This is a genomic window from Bifidobacterium asteroides (genome assembly GCF_030758775.1).
Classification (GTDB): Bacteria; Actinomycetota; Actinomycetes; order Actinomycetales; family Bifidobacteriaceae; genus Bombiscardovia; species Bombiscardovia kimbladii.
Genome location: NZ_CP132384.1, coordinates 1,408,995 through 1,428,646, shown reverse-complemented (window position 1 = coordinate 1,428,646; position 19,652 = coordinate 1,408,995). Strand labels below are relative to the sequence as shown.

Annotated in this window: 16 protein-coding genes; 7 read left to right on the top strand and 9 right to left on the bottom strand. The window is 61.3% G+C overall.

Annotation, left to right across the window (positions count from 1 at the left end; all coding sequences use genetic code 11):
- Positions 1-4: 4 nt before the first annotated feature.
- The 5 genes from purM to purT all read right to left on the bottom strand — a co-directional run bounded on the left by purM (position 5) and on the right by purT (position 8,619).
- On the bottom strand, positions 5-1,054 hold the full coding sequence (purM, locus tag RAM15_RS05615; protein WP_306221112.1) for a phosphoribosylformylglycinamidine cyclo-ligase: 1,050 nt from the start codon (positions 1,052-1,054) through the stop codon (positions 5-7).
- 45 nt (positions 1,055-1,099) lie between these two features.
- Entirely contained in the window at positions 1,100-2,605 is a 1,506-nt protein-coding gene (gene purF, locus RAM15_RS05610) for an amidophosphoribosyltransferase (RefSeq protein ID WP_306221111.1), read from the bottom strand.
- Positions 2,606-2,622: 17 nt separating this feature from the next.
- Positions 2,623-6,402, bottom strand: coding sequence for a phosphoribosylformylglycinamidine synthase (locus tag RAM15_RS05605; protein ID WP_306221110.1), 3,780 nt, complete (start codon positions 6,400-6,402; stop codon positions 2,623-2,625).
- 79 nt (positions 6,403-6,481) lie between these two features.
- Positions 6,482-7,234 (bottom strand): phosphoribosylaminoimidazolesuccinocarboxamide synthase, encoded by a 753-nt coding sequence (gene purC / locus RAM15_RS05600; protein ID WP_045924672.1) that lies wholly within the window; start codon positions 7,232-7,234, stop codon positions 6,482-6,484.
- Positions 7,235-7,311: 77 nt separating this feature from the next.
- A complete protein-coding gene (gene purT / locus RAM15_RS05595) occupies positions 7,312-8,619 on the bottom strand; it encodes a formate-dependent phosphoribosylglycinamide formyltransferase (RefSeq protein ID WP_372338647.1) in 1,308 nt (435 codons plus the stop codon).
- A 135-nt stretch (positions 8,620-8,754) separates the two neighbouring features.
- Between purT and RAM15_RS05590 the strand changes: the two genes are divergently transcribed.
- From RAM15_RS05590 to RAM15_RS05570, 5 genes are all read left to right on the top strand, one after another.
- Positions 8,755-9,807 carry a methionine ABC transporter ATP-binding protein gene (locus RAM15_RS05590; RefSeq protein ID WP_306221108.1) on the top strand — a complete coding sequence of 351 codons (1,053 nt, stop codon included), beginning with the start codon at positions 8,755-8,757 and terminating at the stop codon, positions 9,805-9,807.
- Complete coding sequence (locus RAM15_RS05585) at positions 9,804-10,484, top strand: methionine ABC transporter permease (protein WP_144085182.1); 681 nt, start codon at positions 9,804-9,806, stop codon at positions 10,482-10,484. Before RAM15_RS05590 ends, RAM15_RS05585 begins: the two co-directional genes overlap by 4 nt.
- A gap of 25 nt (positions 10,485-10,509) precedes the next feature.
- A complete protein-coding gene (locus tag RAM15_RS05580) occupies positions 10,510-11,391 on the top strand; it encodes a MetQ/NlpA family ABC transporter substrate-binding protein (protein WP_306221107.1) in 882 nt (293 codons plus the stop codon).
- 33 nt (positions 11,392-11,424) lie between these two features.
- Entirely contained in the window at positions 11,425-12,288 is an 864-nt protein-coding gene (locus RAM15_RS05575; protein ID WP_306221106.1) for a MetQ/NlpA family ABC transporter substrate-binding protein, read from the top strand.
- A gap of 77 nt (positions 12,289-12,365) precedes the next feature.
- Positions 12,366-13,544, top strand: a complete 1,179-nt coding sequence (locus tag RAM15_RS05570) for a glycosyltransferase (protein WP_306221105.1) — start codon at positions 12,366-12,368, stop codon at positions 13,542-13,544.
- Between the two features lie 6 nt (positions 13,545-13,550).
- Here RAM15_RS05570 and RAM15_RS05565 read toward each other — a convergent pair whose 3' ends face one another.
- Positions 13,551-14,327, bottom strand: a complete 777-nt coding sequence (locus RAM15_RS05565) for an ABC transporter permease (protein ID WP_306221104.1) — start codon at positions 14,325-14,327, stop codon at positions 13,551-13,553.
- A complete protein-coding gene (locus RAM15_RS05560; protein WP_306221103.1) occupies positions 14,324-15,256 on the bottom strand; it encodes an ABC transporter ATP-binding protein in 933 nt (310 codons plus the stop codon). The genes RAM15_RS05565 and RAM15_RS05560 overlap by 4 nt, the downstream gene beginning before the upstream one ends.
- A 157-nt stretch (positions 15,257-15,413) precedes the next feature.
- Between RAM15_RS05560 and RAM15_RS05555 the strand changes: the two genes are divergently transcribed.
- Together RAM15_RS05555 and RAM15_RS05550 are read left to right on the top strand one after the other, a co-directional pair.
- A complete protein-coding gene (locus RAM15_RS05555; protein ID WP_015022157.1) occupies positions 15,414-16,106 on the top strand; it encodes a response regulator transcription factor in 693 nt (230 codons plus the stop codon).
- A gap of 50 nt (positions 16,107-16,156) precedes the next feature.
- The gene (locus RAM15_RS05550; protein WP_306221102.1) at positions 16,157-17,062 is read left to right on the top strand and encodes a sensor histidine kinase; all 906 of its coding nucleotides are present in this window, start codon (positions 16,157-16,159) and stop codon (positions 17,060-17,062) included.
- 192 nt (positions 17,063-17,254) lie between these two features.
- On the opposite strand, the gene RAM15_RS05545 is transcribed toward RAM15_RS05550, so the two are convergent.
- Entirely contained in the window at positions 17,255-18,304 is a 1,050-nt protein-coding gene (locus tag RAM15_RS05545) for an NAD(P)-dependent alcohol dehydrogenase (RefSeq protein ID WP_306221101.1), read from the bottom strand.
- Positions 18,305-18,563: 259 nt separating this feature from the next.
- On the bottom strand, positions 18,564-19,589 hold the full coding sequence (locus tag RAM15_RS05540; RefSeq protein ID WP_306221100.1) for a threonine aldolase family protein: 1,026 nt from the start codon (positions 19,587-19,589) through the stop codon (positions 18,564-18,566).
- Positions 19,590-19,652: the final 63 nt, after the last annotated feature.

The following is a 19,652-nucleotide window of genomic DNA, read 5'->3' as shown; positions in this document are numbered from 1 at the left end:
GCTATTACTGACGACCGTTGTCGTTAAGGATGACCTGCTGGCCGTTTTGAGCATCTGTCACCTGTCCGATCAGGGCGTAGGGCTCCTGCTCCTCATTCAGGACTGCGCGGGCCTGGTCCAGTTGATCAGGGGAAACGACCAGAACCATCCCAATGCCCATGTTGAAGATGTTGTACATCTCCAGATGGTCGACCCTGCCCATCTCTTCGATCATGGTGAAGATGGGCGGCACCTTCCAGGCATTCAGGTCGAAGCTGGCAGCCAGTCCTTCGGGCAGGATCCTGGGCACTTTTTCCACGAAGCCGCCGCCGGTGATGTGGGCGGCGCCCCTGAGTAGGCCGGAGGCGAAGAGCGGGCGCAGGGCCTTGACATAGATGCGGGTGGGGGTCAACAGTTCCTCTCCCAGGGTCCGTCCGCCAAGCTGGTAGGGCCGATCCTCCAGCTTCATGCCCCCCTGGTCCAGCAGGACCTGTCGGATCAGCGAGAAGCCATTGGAGTGGACGCCCGAGGAGGGCAGGCCGATCAGCTGGTCGCCTTCTCTGATGGCCGAACCGTCCACCAGGGACTCACGCTCGACCACGCCCACGGTGAATCCGGCCAGATCGTACTCGTCGGGCTGGTACATGTCGGGCATCTCAGCGGTCTCGCCGCCTACCAGGGCGGCCCCGGCCTGGACGCAGCCGTCGGCCACACCCTTGACCACCTGCTCCAGCAGAGCCGGGTCATTGTGTCCGCAGGCGATGTAGTCCAGGAAGATCAGCGGCTCGGCCCCCTGGGCGATGATGTCATTGACGCACATGGCCACGCAGTCCTGGCCGATAGTGTCATGGCGGCCGGCTTCCCGGGCCACCATCAGCTTGGTGCCCACGCCGTCAGTGCCCGAGACCAGGACTGGGTGGCGGTAATTGAGCGCAGACAGATCGAAGTCGCCGCCGAAGCCGCCGATGTCGCCGGCGCCCGGCCTGCGGGTCCTGGCCGTGTGGGAGCGGATCCTGTCGATCAATTCGTATCCGGCCTCCACCGATACCCCAGCCTGCTCATATGCCTTCGGCATGGATGCCCCTTTCTCTGCGCTGTCTGTTCTGCTCTTCGCTAGTGCTCATTGGTCTGTCTTCTGCCCCGACCCCGCAGGCATGTCAAGCCCGTAGGATCCCTTGGAGGCTTCCAGCCGGGCCCGGTCCTCTGGGGTCAGCGAGGCCAGGAAGCCCTGCTCGTAGTCGTCAAGCCGCGTTGGGTAGTCTCCGTTGAAGTAGGCCACGCAGAGTCCCTGGTAGGGTGCATCACGACCCAGGCCGATGGAATCCACCAGACCATCCAGACTCAGGTAGGCCAGGGAATCGGCCTCGATGGCTTCTCTGATCTGCTCCACGGACTTCTTGGCGGCAATCAGTTCGGAGGTCCGTTGGATGTCGATGCCGTAGTAGCAGGGGTAGCGCAGGGGAGGGGAGGCGATGCGCATGTGCACCTCGCTGGCCCCAGCCTCCCGGAGCAGGCGGACGATTCTGCGCGAGGTGGTGCCTCGGACGATGGAATCGTCGATGACCACCACTCGTTTGCCGGCTACAACGCCGCGCACAGCGGCCAGTTTCATCCTGACGCCCTGCTCGCGCATGGCCTGGCTGGGCTGGATGAAGGTGCGGGCCACATACTGGTTCTTGATCAGCCCCATCTCGTTGGGCAGCCCGGCCGCCTCGGCATAGCCTGAAGCGGCGGACAGGGAGGAGTTGGGCACCCCGATGACCATGTCGGCGTCCACCGGGGCCTCACGGGCCAGCCTCGCGCCCATTCTCTTGCGGGCCGAATGGACGTTGACCCCATAAATATTGGAGTCGGGCCTGGCGAAGTAGATGAACTCCATGGAGCAGATGGACAGGCAGGTCTGATCGGTATAGCTCTCGATGCTGTAGCCCGTGTCGTCCACCCGGACGATTTCGCCGGGACCGATGTCCCGCACCAGCCTGGCGCCGACCAGGTCCAATGCGCAGGTCTCCGAGGCCAGGACATAGGCCCCTCCTGGCAGCTGGCCCAGGGAAAGGGGACGGAAGCCGTTGGGGTCCATGGCTCCGATCATGGCATCCTCGGTCATGAGCAGGTAGGCGAAGCCGCCATGGACCTGGCGCAAGGCCTGTTTGAGCGCCGCCATGAAGTCCTTTTCAGGGCTGCGCCGAATCAGGTGCATGAGCACCTCGGTGTCGGAGTTGGAGTGGAAGATGGCCCCCTGATCCTCCAGCTGCGCCTTGAGGCTGTTGCAGTTGGTCAGGTTGCCGTTGTGAGCCAGGGCTATGTCCCCGTCATGGAAGCGGAAGACGAAGGGCTGGATGTTCTCGATGGACCCTGAGCCGGTTGTGGCGTAACGAACGTGGCCGATGGCCCGGTCACCGGTCAGCGGTGCCAGGCTGGACTCGTCCGGGAAGACCTGAGTCAGCAGGCCCAGGCCCCGCTGTCCTATCAGGTGCCCCTGGTCGTTGGAAACGATGCCGGCGCCCTCCTGGCCACGGTGCTGCAGGGCATGCAGGCCGAAGTAGGTCAGCCGGGCAGCGTCGGGGTGCCCCCAGACGCCGAAAATCCCGCACTCCTCGTGGATGCCTTCAAGCTCCAACGACATGGTCTATGTCCTTTCCCCTAGGCGGCAAAGTAGTCCACTCCCGACTGGAAGAGCGGCTGCGTGCGGTTTCCGGGCACGTTGAGATACAGGTCGGGGCCGCTGCGCTCCGTGTGGCCCATCTTGCCCAGCACCCGGCCGTCCGGGCTGGTGATGGCCTCGACGGCCATGTCGGATCCATTGGGGTTGACCAGCGGATCCATGGATGGACGGCCCTGCTCGTCCACGTACTGGGCGGCCACCTGTCCTCGGTCGATCAGGGTGCGCAGGAGGCCGGGCTCGGCCACGAACCGCCCTTCCCCGTGGCTGATGGGCATGGTGTGGATGTCGCCCACCCGGCAGGCGCTCAGCCAGGGGGAGCGTGTGGAGCTGATCCGGGTGTGGACCAGACGGCTCTGATGGCGGCCGATGGCGTTGACAGCCAGGGTGGGATCCTCAGATGAGCCGGTGACGATTTTGCCGTAGGGAACCAGGCCCAGCTTGATCAGCGCCTGGAAGCCGTTGCAGATGCCCAGAACCAGCCCGTCCCGGTCCTGCAAAAGCTCCTGGAGAGCGTCGGCTACCTGGTTGGAACGCAGGAAGGATGCCACCAGTTTGGCCGAACCGTCTGGCTCATCGCCGCCGGAGAAGCCTCCGGGCAGCATCAGTATCTGGCTGCTGCGAATGGCCCGGGCCAGGCGGCTGGAGCTTTCGGTCACGTCCTCGGCATTCAGGTTGCGGATGACCACGGTATCCACCTGGGCTCCAGCGTCCTGGAAGGCCCGTGCGGAGTCGAACTCGCAGTTGGTGCCGGGGAAGACGGGCATGACCACCATGGGGCGTGCAGTCTTTGCAGCCCTCCTGGTTCTGCGCGCCGCTGGCCTGCCGGGCTCACGGTCGGTGCGGCCGATGGTCGGCACCTGGCCGCCTTGGCCCCGGTACGGGAAGATGCCTTCCAATCCCCTGGCACGGATTTCCTCAAGCTCAGCCAGATCCAGATCCTCGCTGCCGCAGCGCAGATGATAATCCTCGCGAGTGTGTCCGAGGAGGCGCAAATGCAGGCCGGAATTCTGAATGAACAGGGGTTCCGGACCCGAGGTCTCCAGGATGAAGCTTCCATAGGCGGGGCGGAAGAGCGCAGATATAGCAGTGTCTGATGCCAGATCCAGCCCGATCCTGTTGCCTATGCACATTTCCATCAGGGACTGTGCCATGCATCCGTAGCCCGGAGTGGCTGCAGCATCCACCAGGCCCTGGCTGATCATCGATTCCACCTGGTCCATGACGGTCCGCAGGCTCTCCGGATCGGGCAGTAAACCGTCCTCTTGGTATTCGGGCGCCAAGAGATAGACCTGACGGTCAGCCGCCTTGAATTCGGGGGAGACTGCATCCTTGGCCTGCCCCAGGGCCACAGCAAAGCTGATCAGTGTGGGCGGCACATCCAGGTCCTCGAAGCTGCCGGACATGGAGTCCTTGCCGCCTATGGCCCCCACCGCCAGGTCCAGTTGGGCCTGGAGGGCGCCAAGGACGCCAGCCACTGGCAGGCCCCATCGCCGGGGGTCGCCGCCGGGCTTGGGGTAGTACTCCTGCAGGCTCAAGTGGGCATGGGAACGGCTGAAGCCAGAGGCCACCAGCTTGGCCAGGCTCTCGACCACGGCCAGGTAGGCGCCAGTGTATGGGTCCTGGCTGCTGATCCAGGGGTTGAATCCCCAGGCCATGGCCGAGGCGGTGGTAGTGTGCCCATCCACGGGCAGCTTGGCCACCATGGCCTGGGCCGGAGTCAGCTGTCGGGCTCCGCCGAAGGGCATGAGGACGGTGCCTGCGCCGATGGTGGAGTCGAACTGTTCGGCCAGACCCTGCTGGGAGCAGACGTTGATATCTGCAAGCAGGGCCTTCATGCGCGCGTCCAGGTTGCCTTGGACCTCGAAGGGGGCATGGTAGGGAGCAGGGACCGCTACCTGGGCATCGGCCTTATGAGGGGCGCCGTTGGAGGCCAGGAAGGATCGGGGGATGTCCACGATGGTCTCTGATCGCCAGGTCATCCGCAGCCGGGGTTCTTCGGTGACCTCGGCGATGACGGTGGCCTCGAGGTCCTCCTGCTGGGCGTACTCGATGAAGGCGGGCGCGTCTTCGGCAGCCAGGGCCACGGCCATGCGCTCCTGGCTCTCGGAAATGGCGATTTCGGTACCGTCCAGCCCCTGGTACTTGAGCGGCACCCGGTCCAGGTCCACGTTCAGCCCGTCCGCCAGTTCGCCCACGGCCACGGCAACGCCGCCGGCTCCGAAGTCATTGCAGCGCTCAATCAGCCTGGCCGCCTCCTGACGGCGGAAGAGGCGCTGGAGCTTGCGCTCCTCAGGGGCATCGCCCTTCTGCACCTCGGCTCCGCAACGTTCCAGACTTTCTTCATTCTGGGACTTGGAGGCTCCGGTGGCGCCGCCGATTCCGTCGCGGCCGGTCCTGCCGCCCACCAGGATGATCAGATCGCCGGGTGCAGGCCGGCGGCGGATCACATGGTCGGCCGGTGTGGCGGCCACCACAGCGCCCACCTCCATCCGCTTGGCCGCATAGCCTGGGTGGTAGATTTCCCGGACCTGCCCGGTGGCCAGCCCGATCTGGTTGCCATAGGAGGAGTAGCCATCGGCTGCCTGACGGACGATCCGGCCCTGGGGCAGCTTGCCGGGCAGGGTCTGATCCAGCGGTTGACGGGGATCTGCTGCCCCGCTGACCCTCATGGCCTGGTAGACGTAGCCCCTTCCGGACAGGGGATCGCGGATGGCTCCGCCGATGCAGGTGGCTGCACCACCGAAGGGCTCGATCTCGGTGGGATGGTTATGGGTCTCGTTTTTGAACAGGAAGAGCCAGTCCTGATCCTGGCCGTCCACGTCGACCTTGGTCCGGATAGTGCAGGCGTTGACCTCCTCGGACTGGTCCACGTCGTTCAGGATGCCGCGCTTCTGCAGGTACTTGGCTCCGATGGTGGCCATGTCCATCAGGCATTCAGGTCGGTCCTGACGGCCCAGCTCTCCTCGGATTGCCCGATACCGTTCCAGCGTGGTCCGTACTCGGGGGTTGTCCGCCTCGATCCGCTCCAGCCTGGTATTGAAGGTGGTGTGCCGGCAGTGGTCCGACCAATAGGTGTCGATCACCTTGAGCTCGGTCAGGGTCGGGTCGCGCTTTTCCTGGCGGTAGTGATCCCGGCAGAAGCGGGCATCCGGCAGATCCATGGCCAGGTCCAGCTTGTCGATCAATGCTTCCAGTCCAGGATCATCCAGATCGCGGAACCCGTCCAATACGGGCACTGGATCCGGATCGTCGTCGGGCATGGCCAGGGTCTTGGGCTGCTCCAGCCCTACCACCCGTGAGTCGACCGGATTGACCAGGTAATTGCGGATGGCCTCTATTTGCTTGGCATCCAGGTCGCCCTGGAGCAGGTAGACAGTGGCTGTGGCCACCAAGGGGCGGGCGCCCTGGCCGATCAGCTGGACACACTGGGCTGCGGAGTCGGCTCGCTGATCGAACTGGCCGGGCAGGGGGGCCACGGCGAAGAGCATGGGGGAGTCCAGCGGCGGCAGGTCCCCATCGCCCTTCATGCGCAGGGCTTCCTCCAGTCGGGTGGCTACCAGGTCGGTCTGGGGCTGGGCGAAGACCGTGGGCAGGCAGCGTTTGAAGAGGTCTTCGTCGATGCCTTCCAGATCGTAGCGGTTGAACATGCGCAGGCCGGTCAGCCCTTGCACGCCCGGCAGGGTGCGCAGCTGTTCGGCAAGCCTGTCGGCGGCCTGGTCGAAGCCCCGCTTTTTCTCGGTATAGACACGGAAGAGCACAATGGATCCTTTCGCGATGGACTGGTTGGGGACCAATGAAAAACCCGGAGGCGATATGCTCGCTTCCGGGTCGACCGATTCAGCTGTTCGATTGGCTTTCGCGCTCCTCCAATTCGGTCAGCCCATCCAGAATGGTTTGATAAGCCGGAATGATGCTGCCCAGGTCCCTGCGGAAGATGTCCTTGTCCAGGTGGGTGACCTGGCCGTCATTATTGTTGCCGATCGCCCAGAGCCGGCAGGTGTCGGGGGTGATCTCGTCGCCGAGAAGGATGATGCCCGAGCCGGTCTTGCCCATTTCGATCTTGAAGTCCACCAGCTCCACGTTGATGGCGCGGAAGATGCTGGTCAGGGCCCCGTTGATTTCCCGGGTCTTCGCGGCGATGATGTCCAGATCCTGCTCAGTGGCCAGTCCCAGGGCCAGGATGTCGTCCCGGTTGATAAACGGATCATCCAGGGGATCGGACTTGTAGAAGAACTCCAGCACCGGCTGCTTCAAGGCCGTGCCTTCCTCAACCCCGTACCGCTGGGCGAAGGAGCCTGCGGCCCGGTTGCGCATGACGATCTCCAGCGGGAACATGTCCAGCCGGCGGTTGAGCTGTTCGGTATCCGAGATGCTGCGTACGAAGTGGCTGGGGATCCCCCGACGGGCCAGCAGGGAGAATATCACGGTAGTGATCCTGTTGTTCAGTCTGGCCTTGCCTTCGATATTGGCCTTCTTGGCCCCGTTCCCCGCGGTGGCCTGGTCAGTGTACTCAACCCAGAGTATGTCCGGGTCATCCGTCTCGTACAGTTTCTTGGCCTTGCCTTGATAGCGCATTCCCAACTTTTCCACTGTTCGCCTTCCTCGAGTTTGTTGCGAATTGGAAACTTCTGCACTGCTTGGGACACGACCACCATAGCAAGCCCGGGTTACATCCCCGTGCCCACCCGCGGTTTCAGATCGCTGGCCACGGCTTCAGCGCGTTCGGTGGCGGTCTGCAGATCCGGCCCCAAGGCCAGGGCCACGCCCATGCGGCGCAGGCCATGCACTTCCGGCTTGGAGAAGATGCGCAGATCAGTGCCTGGGTGGTCCAGGGCCTGCGGCAAGCCTTGGAAGCTGACCGGCCCCTGGCCCCTGACCAGGATGGGCCGGCTGACCGCGCATGCGCCTTCCGGCAGACTCAGGGCCAGATCCTCCTGGTGGACGGGAATGCCCAGGATGGCCCGGGCGTGAAGGTCGAACTCGCTCAGCCGTTGGGAGATCATGGTCACCATGCCGGTGTCATGGGGGCGCGGCGCCACCTCGTTGAAGAGCAGGGAGCCGTCGCGCAGGACGAAGATCTCCACACCGTAGATCCCCCAACCGGTCTCGCCGCTCTGGCGGGCCAGGGAGGTCATGGCCTCAACCAGTCGGGTGGCCATGCTCCGGGCCTGCTGTAGGATGTCAGGATTCAGATCCGCCGGTTGCCAGGAGAGGCGGTAGTCCCCGTCCTCCTGACGCTGGCCGATGGGCGTGCAGGTGGCCACGCCGGCGCAGGAGGCCACGGTCAGAACCGTCAGCTCATGGGCCAGGGGGGCCAGGGCTTCCACGATGACCTCGGCCTTGCCCTGGTGCCTGGTGGCTGCCCGGCCTTGGGTCAGTGCCGAATTCCAGGCTTGAGACAAGCCCTCCCTGCTTCGCACCAGAGTCTGTCCGTGGCCGGAGGAGCTCATCAGGGGTTTGACCATGCAGGGGTAGCCCACCTGGTCCGCCGCGCTGGCCAGCTCTTCGGGGGAGTCGGCGAATCGGTAGGGGGTAGTGGGCAGGCCTACCTGTTCGTGGGCGAAGACGCGCAGGGCCCTGCGATCCATACACATGGCCGCCAGGGGGGCGGCAGGCACTACCTGGATGCCCCGGGCCGCGGCACCGACCAGGCGGTCTGTGGCGATGGCCTCCACTTCAGGCACGATCAAATCTGGGTGGACCTTGTCGATCAGGTCCTCCAAAGCCTGGGGATCGCTCATTTTCACCTGGTAGCCGGCATGGGCCACCTGGGTGGCCGGTGCGCCAGGGTAGGAGTCCGCCGCGCCAACCCAGGCACCCAGCCGCATCAGACTGATGGCTATCTCGCGGCCGAGTTCGCCGGCTCCTAGGAGAAGGACTCGTGTAGGTCTTGGCCCCAGAGGAGAGCCGAACGGTCGCTCCCCGGGATTGATGGTGTTGATAATCCGCTGCTGACCGGATGCGCTCATACCCATATTCTGCCACCGACCCATCGACCAAGCAGGCGGGTTATCGATACATGCCTATAAATGACATCTATAGAGGCCTTCTTGTCCACTGGCCGTCGGGACGATTACCATGTCAGGCAGTCGACCAGGGAAGGCGGGAACGTGAGCGAGCGGACACCGGCGGTGCGGATGGAGCACCTGACCAAGACCTATCACAGCGACGACGACGAAGACAAGACGGCACTGGCCGACATTGATCTGACCGTCGAGACTGGGGATATTTTTGGCATCATTGGTCTGAGCGGGGCGGGCAAGTCCACGCTGGTCCGCTGCATCAACGGGCTGGAGGATTACGACTCGGGCAGCGTCAAGGTCCGCGGCCGCGAGGTCAAGGATCTGGCTCCGGCCGAGCTGAGGGACCTGAGGCGTCGTACCGGCATGATCTTCCAGCATTTCAACCTGATGCCCTCCAGAACGGTGGCCGACAATGTGGGCCTGCCTCTGCGGGGGAGCGGCCGCGACCGTGCATCTCGACGGGCCCGGGTGTCCGAGCTTCTGGAACTGGTAGGGCTGACCGAGCTGGCCGACCACTATCCCGCCGAGCTCTCCGGCGGCCAGCAGCAGCGGGTGGCCATCGCCCGAGCCCTGGCCAACGAACCGGATATCCTGCTCAGCGACGAGGCCACCAGCGCACTGGATCCGACCACCACGCGCTCCATTCTTCAGCTGCTCCGCGACCTGCACGACCAGCTGGGCATCACCGTGGTCATGATCACCCATGAGATGTCGGTCATCCGGCAGATCTGCAACCGGGTGGCGGTCATCGACCAGGGGGTCATCGTGGAGCAGGGCAGGGTCTTCGATGTCTTTGCAGACCCCAAGGCCCAGCTGACCAAATCCTTCGTGGCCACCACCTCCAACCTGGACAAGGTCAAGGATCTGATGGCCGCCGATTCGCCCCTGGTGGCCCTGGAGCCCGGGCAGATCCTCATGCGCATGTCCTATGTCTCCAAGGAGGTCTCCGAAGCCCTGGTCTCCACCATCAGCCGTCGCTACAACCTGGACGTCAACATCATCTTCGGCGACATCGATGTGGTGGAGGGTGCGCCCCTGGGCGGTCTGGTGGTCAGAGTGGGCGGCGACGCTGAAAACATCCGCCAGGCCATGGAATACCTGCGCTCGCGCAACATCGGAATCGAGGTTCTCAAGTCATGACGTCCCTGCTTACCACCTGGTTCCCCAACGTCATGAGCCGGCTGCCGGAGTTTTTCAGCAGCATGGTTCAGACCCTGGTCATGGTCGGCGTCTCCGGGGTGATCTCCTTCCTGCTGGCCCTGGTCATCGGGGTGGGGCTGATCATCAGCCGACGTGACGGCATCCGCCACAACGGCCTGGTCTTCACTATCCTGGACAAGCTGATCGACCTTTTCCGCTCCATCCCCTTCATCATTCTGGCGGCGGCCCTGGTGCCGGTGACCAGGATGCTCATGGGCACGGCCATCGGGCCCAAGGGGGCGATCTTCCCCCTGGTCGTGGGCATCACGCCTTTCTTCTCCCGACAGATCGAGTCGGCCCTTGCCGGTCTGGATCCTGGGTATGTCGAGGCGGCGGAGTCCATGGGCATGACCACCTGGCAGATCATCTGGCATGTCTACCTGCGTGAGGGCATCCCCTCCATCATCCGGGTGACCACCATCACCATCGTCAGTCTGGTGGGCGAGACCGCCACCGTGGGCATCGTGGGCGGCGGAGGTCTGGGCGACTTCGCCATCCGTCTGGGCTACCAGCGGTCCATGAATGACGTGACCATCGCCACCATCATCGTGCTGGTCATCTTCATCGCCCTGATCGAACTGTTCGGCCGGCTTCTGGCCGAGGTCGTCGAACACTGAGCAACCCGGGAAAGGTCAGATTATCGTGGTCGGTCGTAGTCGCGTCGGCAAAAAGAACAAAGCCAAGATCCAACTGGCGGCGCTCAGCCTGGTCATCGTCCTCCTGCTGGCGTTGGTGGTCGGCACCGATGTCCGTCTGAACCAGGTGGGTGCCGATGTCAAGGTCGTCAAGGTCGGCGTCATCGGCAGCTCGGACGATCAGATCTGGAAGGCCGTCCAGGCAGAGCTGGATCGGCGTGGTGAGCACATCAGGATCGAACTCAAGCCCTTCCAGGATGCCATCTACGTCAACCAGGCCACGTCCAACCGCGAGGTGGATTTCAACGCAGCCCAGCACTATGCCTACCTTGAGGACGATGTCAAGACCAACCATTACCAGCTCGCCGTGCTTGGCAATACCTACATCTCGCCCATGAACCTCTACTCGCAGCGCTATGCCAAGCCATCGCAGTTTCAGGACGGCGACCGAGTGGCCATTCCCAACAACGCCACCAACATGGGCCGGGCCTTGAAGGTCCTGGCCGATGCCAAGCTGATCGGGCTGCGCGACCCCAAGGCCACCAACCCGCTGCCCGAGGATGTGGTGGACAATCCCAAGCATCTGCGCATCGAGCAGGTGGATCCGGCCGGCATCCTCAACCTGCTGCCTGACTATGCAGGCGGGGTCACCAATGCCAACTTCGTGGTCGATGGTGGACGAAGCGTGCACGATGCCATCCACGAGGTTCCTTACGATCTGCAAAACCCGGCCAATAAGCCTTACATCAACATCATCGTCACCACCAAGGATCAGCGGGACAACCCCACCTACGCCGCAGTGGTGCGCGCCTATCATTCCAAGCCTGTGGCCGACACCATCGTCCGTGTCTACAAGGGCGCCTGCCTGCCGGCTTTCAAGGTTTCCTGATGCGATAGGTTCCATCGATGAAGGAGGACGGATATGAGCACCAGAAGAACCAGGGCCAAGCGAGAGCTGGCGGCTGTTTCGGTCGTCATCCTGGTGGTCGCCGTCCTGATGGGCGTGGCCTATGTCAAGGTCAACCAGCCTGAACGCGGCCAGCGGGAGATCAGCATCGGCCTGGTGGGCGATGCCGATGAAGAGATTTGGAAGGCTGTTCAGCACGAGTTGGACCAGCGCCGGGCCGGCATAAAAATCAAGCTTCGGTCCTTCCAATACGGGCGCTACGCCAATCAGGCGCTGGCCAACGGGGAGATCGACCTGAACGCTTTTCAACACTATGCCTTTCTGGAGCAGGAGTCCAAGCAGCATGGGTATCGCTTCGCCGCCATCGGCGACACCTACATTTCACCGCTCAACCTGTACTCCAAGAAGTACCGGAGCGTTGACCAGATAGGGCATGGCGAGCGGCTGGCCATTCCCAGCGATCCCATCGACCTGGGCCGCTCCCTGAAGGTGCTTGCCAGCGCCGGGCTGATCGGTCTGCGAGACCCCAAGGCCACCACGCCGGTTCCCGAAGACATCGTTGACAATCCGCGTGGGCTGGTCCTGGACCAGGTCGATCCACCGGGAATCGTCAAGGTCCTGCCCGACTATGCGGCCGGCATTACCAACACCAATTTCATCCTTGATGCCGGCATGAAGATCCAGGATGCCATCTACCAGGTGCCCGGCGATCTCAAATCGCCAGCCAATCACCCCTATGTCAACATCATCGTGGCCAGGCAGGCCGACAAAAATGATGCCGCATACAAGGCCCTGGTCTCTGCCTATCACAGCCGCTATGTGGCTGATGCCATCAACCGCTACTACCGTGGGGCGGCAGTCCCGGCCTTCTCCTACTAATAGTGGGTGCAATCGGGTCGTCTACCTGTCTTAATCCGGCCCAAGTCTGCTAATGATGAACAGCGGAGGGAAGGCTGATGAGGGATCGTGATCGCCTGACGCTGGCCCTGGTTCTGGATTCCTTCGGCAACAGGGGCAACGGGACCTCCAATTCCGCCATCCAATACGCCCAGGGTCTGGAGGCGCTGGGGCACCGGGTCCGGCTGGTGGGGGTGGGCTCGACAGACTATCCGGCGCGGGTGCATCGAATTCCTCTGGTTTCCCGTGTGGCGGCCAGGCAGCAGATGAGCTTCGCTCGTGCCGATCCGGAACTCTTCCGAAGGGCCTTTGCCGGTGTGGATCTGGTCCATATCTACGAACCATTCGCCTTCGGCCGCGCCGCCCTGGCACAGGCCAGGTCTATGGGCATACCGGTGACTGCTGGGTTTCACATTCAGCCTGAGAACATCACCTATTCCGCAGGCCCATTGCGCTGGCTGCCCGGAGTGGACTCGGCCGTCTACCGGCTCTTTCGGTTCTGGCTCTACGATCATGTCGGGCACATCCACGTTCCCACCCAGCTGACGGCCGACCTGCTGCGCTCGCATGGGTACAAGGCCCGCCTGCATGTCATATCCAACGGGTACCAGCCTAGGTTCAACCCCGGGAACCGATATGAGCGTGACCGATACGAGCGTCAGCGATCAGACCGGCTGATCCAAGTCGTGGCCTCCGGCAGGCTGGCCCGGGAAAAGGACCATCTGACCCTGATCCGAGCCTTGGCTCTGTGCAGGAACAGGCGCAGGATCAGCCTGACCATAGCAGGCACAGGGCCTATGGAGCGCCGACTGAGGGCGGAAGCCGACAGGCAGCTGGACGGCATGCAGGTCTCGATTGGATTCCACCAGAACGCGACCATGCCCGACCTGCTCAGGCGGGCCGATCTTCTTATCCACCCCTCAATCGCGGATCTGGAATCGGTCAGCGTCCTGGAGGGGATGGCCTGTGGCGCAGTCCCGATCATTGCCCGATCCGACCTGAGCGCCGCAGGACACTTCGCCCTGACGCAGCATTCGCTCTTCCCGGTTGGCAAGGCCTGGGCGCTGGCTGAGCAAATCGACTGGTGGATAGACCATCCTGATGTCCTTGCAGTCTGGTCCGGACGCTACGCCGAACATGCCAAGGAACATTATTCCCTGGATGCCTCCGTCAAGGCCTTTGCCCATATGGCCATGCAGGCCGTCAGCGATCAAAGAGCCGGAGCAGGTATAGCCTGACCTGGCTTAGATCTCCTGCTTGGATATGATCAGAGCCGATCCGATGATGGCCGCCAGGACCACACCCACGGATGCTCCGGCATAGATCCAGGCCTGATCGGCCTTCAGAGTGTTCAGAACTATCTGTTCGCCGAACCCGACGAAGTCGAAGTATTTCAGCCACTGCCATTTTGCTGTCAACTCTACGAGGCCGATCAGCACGGGCCATATCACGATCACCACCGCTGGGATGACCAGGGATTTGGCAATGATCAAGAGGACAATGCCCAGACTGATGATGACGGAAATGCAGAAGCTCACCAGTAGGGTCATGACGGCCACATCCTTGCCCAAGACGCCCCAGTCGGCCCCCGGCTTCCTTCCTAGAGCCAGACCGGTGATCAGGATGGTGATGAAGTAGCACAGGGTCAGGAGGATGATGTCAATCAGGATGGTCACGTACTTGCCTAGGATGAACTGTATTCGTGAGATGCCTGATGTCAACGTGTTCTTCAAAGTGTGCTGGCTGTATTCCGAACCAATGACGATAACGAAGACCGCGATGTAAAAGTAAACCAGGGACGAGGCGGAGGCGGCACCCACTTGCAGGCCGGTCCTGATGGTCCAGCTTTGGCCTTGGATTTCCATCAGTTTATGATCGTAGTCTTCGCCTCCAGTGCTTATTCCTATTGTCGTCTTGCTCCATGTGGTCACTATGCCGAGGGCCACAGTGGCAATCAGCAGAATCAGCATGCCGATGGATCGCCGCTGCCTGTAAAAGTCGGCCCTGATCTGGTTAATCATTGTTGCCTCCTAGACTCTTGAGGGTCCTTGTTCAGCAGATCCGCGAAATATTCCTCCAGCGATCCCTTCTGCTGACTGATTTGATTGACCAGGATGCCTTCCTGAACAAGAAGACTGTTGATGGGTCCCGGTTCCAGATTCCCCTGCCTGATCAGAATCTGATGGTCGCCAAGGACTTGGAAGGGGCCGATTCCCTGGCGATCCAGGATCATGGCGGCCCTGGAGCTCTGGTCCACGTCGATCAAAAGTCCATTTTGATTGATCCGGTCCAGTTCATCCTTGTTGACCTCCTTGATCAGGCGGCCGTGGCTGATGAAGCCGAACCGAGAGGAGACCAAATAGAGTTCGCTCAGAATGTGACTGGAGATGAGTATGGTCGTCTGGCGTTCCTTGTTGAGCCTGTCCAGGAGTGTTCTGAATTCCATAATTCCTGCCGGGTCCAGGCCGTTGATGGGCTCGTCCAGAATCAGGAAATCAGGCCGTGTGAGGATGGCCATGGCCAACCCCAGGCGCTGACGCTGGCCAAGAGAGAGGTGACCGGCCCGAGTCTTGGCCTTCTCGCGCAGACCAACGAAGTCGATGGTCTGATCGATGGCCTTGTCGTCGGTCAGCCCGTGCTGGATGGCTGTCAGCTTCATGTTCTGGCTGACGGTCAATTTTTTGAAGGCGGCTGGTGCCTCAATGATCGAGCCTATTCTGCTCAGTATGCGGCTGTCCTTGCCAATTGTGTGCCCCATCAGCCTTATGGTTCCCTCCTGGATGGGGGAGAGCCCGGTGATCAGACGCATCAGAGTGGTTTTGCCGGCGCCGTTCTCACCAATCAGCCCGTAGACCTCGCCCTTGTTTATGGAAAGGCTGACATCGTCCAGTGCCTGAAAGCGTCCGAACCGTTTGCTGGCATGGCTAATATCCAGAATGGTATCGTCCATGGGGTTCCTTTCTCTACGTCGCTATCAGAGAATCTAAAGTGCCTTTCTTAATTGCATGGCTAAGAAATCATTAAGAATTGCATAAATCCGCTTGGGCGAGACCGGCCTCGTTAGGTGGCTTCAGTAACATGAGAGTGACCTGCGAAAGGAAGACAGTATGCCGACGATTCTGGTCGTGGAGGATCAGGAGGACATCCAGTCCCTGCTCAAGGATGTGCTGGGCGAGACCTACAGGATTATCCAGGCGACGACGGGCGCCCAGGCCTTGGCCCGCTTTCAGCAGGAGGAACCCGACCTGATCCTTCTGGATCTGATGCTCCCTGTAGTTACCGGGGACAGCGTCCTCAAGGCCATTCGGCATATGTCGTCGGTGCCGGTCATCATCCTCACGGCCATTCAGGATAAGACCAGAACCGTCAGCCTCCTGGAGCAGGGCGCCAATGATTATGTGACCAAGCCTTTCGACATTGACGAGCTCCGCGCTCGTGTCCAGGTCCAGCTGCGCCAATCCGGGGCACTGAAAGCCGATGCGGATGCAGCAGGTGAATCCGACGCCAAGATTTGTTTTCAGGGGATCGAGCTGGACCGGATGGAGCACACGGTCAGCGTTGATGGGCACAGGGTCGAACTGGCACGCAAGGAATTCGCCATCCTTGAGCTTCTGATGGACCATCCACATCGGGTTTTCGAGAAGGAAGACCTCTATCGGCAGGTTTGGAACCAGCCCTACATCAATGCCGAGAACACTCTCAATGTGCACCTGAGCACCTTGCGGACCAGCCTGAACAGATACGCCGGCAGCCAGCGCTACATCGTGTCGGTCTGGGGCATCGGGGTTCGCCTGGTTTGAATTCACACGGAAGGAAGAACGATGAATAAGGGGTCGCCGGAGGTGAATCCGTGAAGGTGGTTGCACTTGTTCTGGGTCTTGTCGCCCTCGCCTTAGCGATTGGCCTGATGATGCTGACTACCGACCTCAAACGGATCAGTGATGATCTGGACTTCATCAACCATGCCGACACCAATGCCTTGGTAACCACTGGGTCCAATATCGGGCTCATCCGCACTCTGGCGGATAGGATCAACGCCGTTCTGAACAGGACTAGACGGCTGCAGATTATCCAGGCTGAGCAGAACAAGCAAGTCCGGCAGATGCTGACCAACCTAACCCATGACATCAAGACCCCTTTGACCGTGGCCAGGGGATATGCCCAGCTGCTCAAGGAGGGATCGGCTGATCAGGAGCAATTGAGCAAGATTCTCAACAATCTGCAGTCAGTGGATCACTATCTTCATTACCTGATGGATTTCAATCTGATACAGGAGAAGAGCGTGAGCCTGGATCTGACCAGGGTGGACCTATCGGACCTGGTTCAGCAGGAGCTTTTCAACGCTTTCGATTCTTTGACCGCGCGGTCCGTTACGGTGGAGCCCAGAATTCAAACTGGTGTGGAAATTACGACGGATCAGATCATGATGAGTCGAATAATTCAGAACCTGATTGGCAACTGGCTCAAGTATGCGGAGGAATCAGCCTGGGTGGACCTGCACAAGAGTGAAGATGGGCGAATTCATCTGGACTTCGGCAACAAAACCAAGGGCGGAGCCGTCGATGTGGACAGGCTCATGGAACGGTTCCAGACCGATGACCAATCACGGACCAAGATCAGAAGCACAGGCCTGGGTCTGAGCATCGTCGACTCCCTGGTGGATTCGCTCGGCGGCTCCATGAGGCTGGAATCCGCCAATGGTATTTTCTTGGTCCACTTGCTGCTGAGTGATGCTCCCCAATCAAGCCAATCATAAACAATGCGGGTTTAAGGTCGCTTGTTAAGATGCTGTGGCCTGTCGCGGCCTTTATGACAAGGCCGCGACAGGCCACCGAGTGTATGTAGGCGGAGAAATGGTGTCAGCACATCAATCCGATTGTGTTTAAATCCGATCGTGCTTCAATCCAATCGATGAATGAGCCGCTTCTCCGTCTAGGATCAAGGGAAATCAGGCCTTGGTGTGGGGGACTATGACGGCCCTGGCTGAGAGCTTGTTGTCGACCAGCTTGTGGTAGGCATCCAAGGCGTTGTCCAGCGAGTAGGTTTCGATCTCGGTCTGGATCTGGCCGTGGCGATACATGTTGGCCACATCGTAGAGCTCAGGAATGGAGCCCCAGTACACGCCCAACAGCTCCTGCTCCCAGGGCTTAGAGTACCAGTCGTATTCCGCCTTGCCGCCGGCGATGCCGACCACGGTCACCCGGGATCCCGGGCCGCCCGAAGCCTGTGCGGCAGCAATGGTCGGGGCCACACCCACGAAATCGAAGGCAGCATCCACGCCCTCGCCATGGGTGATCTTCCTGATGTTCTCCACCTGGTGCTCGTCGCTCATAACGGGGATGGCACCCTTGGCCTCAGCCTTGGCCAGAGCCTCCGGCTTGGTGTCAGTGGCGATCACAGTGGCGCCGGTCAGGGCGTGCAGAATCTGAATAGCGATCTGCCCCAGTCCGCCCAGGCCAATGACCAGAGCATACTTCCCGCCGCCGTTCAGGTGGGGCATGGCAGCCCGGATGGCGTGGTAGGGAGTCAGGGCAGCGTCAGCCAGGGGTGCAGCCGCGATTGGATCCGCATCGCCCAGGGGCACCAGGTTGCGGGCCGGGACGGTCATGTATTCGGCCATGCCGCCGTCGCGCCCCAGACCCAGAGCCAGCGACTTGTTGGTTGCGGCGCTGGAGCAGTAGTTTTCCTGGCCGGCTACGCAGTGAGGGCAGTGGCCGCATCCGGTGGGCCCGTAGACGATGTAGGCATCGCCCTTCTTGAAGCCCGTGACATCGGGTCCTACCTCTTCCACCCAGCCGGTGGTCTCATGTCCCAGAATGAACGGCGGCTTGGTGCGGCTGCCTGTTTCGGGGGTGTAGTCCTGGAAGACGGAGACGTCGGAATGGCAGCAGCCTGCACCGGCCACCTTGAGGAGAACCTCGCCGCTCCCGGGAGTCGGCTCCGGCACTTCCTTGAGGGTGGGGAAGGTGTTGAATTGCTCGAAAACAACGGCTTTCATAAGTTTCCTTTCATCGTTGAAGCATTTCTGCCCTTGCGTTCAGGGCGGGAGTGTCTGCATCAGCATCGTTGCAATAAAAATTTTACTGAACGTCAGATTTGCACTCACCCGAAAGAGTGTGAGATGTCCAACAATGCAGGATTTGCCATGCCTATAGGTCGGGTCGAAAAGCCATATATATGCCCCCCCCCCCTAAGGCGAACTGGGAGGGGAGGGGACAAAATGATCTAAAGCTTGCCAGGATGAGTGTGAGCGCCTTTTACAGCAGACTGATCAGAGCCTGGGTGTCCTCGACTGTCGTCGCCCAGGACGTGGCCAGTCGGATCACGGTGTGGGTGGCATCGCTGCGTTCCCAGAAGTCGAAGGCGACCTGCTTGGACAGCTTCTCCATGCGCTCGTTGTCCAGGCGGACAAAGGTCTGGTTGGTGGGGGAGTCCATGACAATCTGATACCCTTTCTCATGCAGAGCCTTCTTGATCATCGCCGCCGTCTGGATGGCGTTCCGGCTGATTCGCGAGTAGAGGCCGTCGGTAAAGAGGGCGTCGAACTGCACTCCCAGGAGTCTTCCCTTGGCCAGGAGGGCGCCTCTTCTTTTGATCATGGTGCTGAAATGCTCGGGAGCGTTCCCCCTGGGGAAGACCACCGCTTCCCCACAGAGTGCGCCGACCTTGGTCCCGCCGATGTAGAAAACGTCGCAGAGACGGGCTATGTCCGTCAGATCGACGTCGGTTCCGGGGGCCACCAGCCCGTACCCAAGCCTGGCCCCGTCCAGGTAGAGCGGAATCTTGTGTTCCCGACAAATTTGCGAAAGGTCTTCCAGCTCCTGGCGGGCATAGAGGGTTCCATACTCTGTGGGATGGGAGATGTAGACCATTCCGGGGAAGACCATCTGCTCATGGTTTGCGTCGGCGTAGAAGCCTTCCAAAAAGGCCTTAAGGTCCTCTGCACGAATCTTTCCCTGTTCGCCGGGGATGGTCAGAACCTTGTGGCCTACGGCTTCAATGGCGCCGGCCTCGTGGACGTTGACATGGCCCGTATCCGCAGCGACCACTCCCTGGTAAGGCTTCAGCAGGCAGGAGGTGACGACCTGGTTGGTCTGGGTCCCGCCGGCCATGAAATAGACCTGAGCCTGGGGGCAGTCGCAGGCCTGAGCGATCTTCTGAGCGGCGGAGGAGCAGTACCGATCCTTGCCATAGCCGGGAAGATGCTCCATGTTGGTGTCGATCAGCCGCTGCAGGACTTCGGGGTGGGCGCCCTCGGAATAGTCGTTGACAAATGACAGCATGTGGGTCCTTCCTGTTTGACGATAATTGGCTCCGGACCAGCCAAGCCGATCCGGAGCCATAGC

Bases quoted from the DNA above. Each gene is read 5' to 3' on its own strand.
- purM (WP_306221112.1), bottom strand. From the start codon at position 1,054: ATGCCGAAGGCATATGAGCAGGCTGGGGTATCGGTGGAGGCCGGATAC.
- purF (WP_306221111.1), bottom strand. From the start codon at position 2,605: ATGTCGTTGGAGCTTGAAGGCATCCACGAGGAGTGCGGGATTTTCGGC.
- purT (WP_372338647.1), bottom strand. From the start codon at position 8,619: ATGGGTATGAGCGCATCCGGTCAGCAGCGGATTATCAACACCATCAAT.
- RAM15_RS05585 (WP_144085182.1), top strand. From the start codon at position 9,804: ATGACGTCCCTGCTTACCACCTGGTTCCCCAACGTCATGAGCCGGCTG.
- RAM15_RS05575 (WP_306221106.1), top strand. From the start codon at position 11,425: ATGAGCACCAGAAGAACCAGGGCCAAGCGAGAGCTGGCGGCTGTTTCG.
- RAM15_RS05570 (WP_306221105.1), top strand. From the start codon at position 12,366: ATGAGGGATCGTGATCGCCTGACGCTGGCCCTGGTTCTGGATTCCTTC.
- RAM15_RS05565 (WP_306221104.1), bottom strand. From the start codon at position 14,327: ATGATTAACCAGATCAGGGCCGACTTTTACAGGCAGCGGCGATCCATC.
- RAM15_RS05560 (WP_306221103.1), bottom strand. From the start codon at position 15,256: ATGGACGATACCATTCTGGATATTAGCCATGCCAGCAAACGGTTCGGA.
- RAM15_RS05555 (WP_015022157.1), top strand. From the start codon at position 15,414: ATGCCGACGATTCTGGTCGTGGAGGATCAGGAGGACATCCAGTCCCTG.
- RAM15_RS05545 (WP_306221101.1), bottom strand. From the start codon at position 18,304: ATGAAAGCCGTTGTTTTCGAGCAATTCAACACCTTCCCCACCCTCAAG.
- RAM15_RS05540 (WP_306221100.1), bottom strand. From the start codon at position 19,589: ATGCTGTCATTTGTCAACGACTATTCCGAGGGCGCCCACCCCGAAGTC.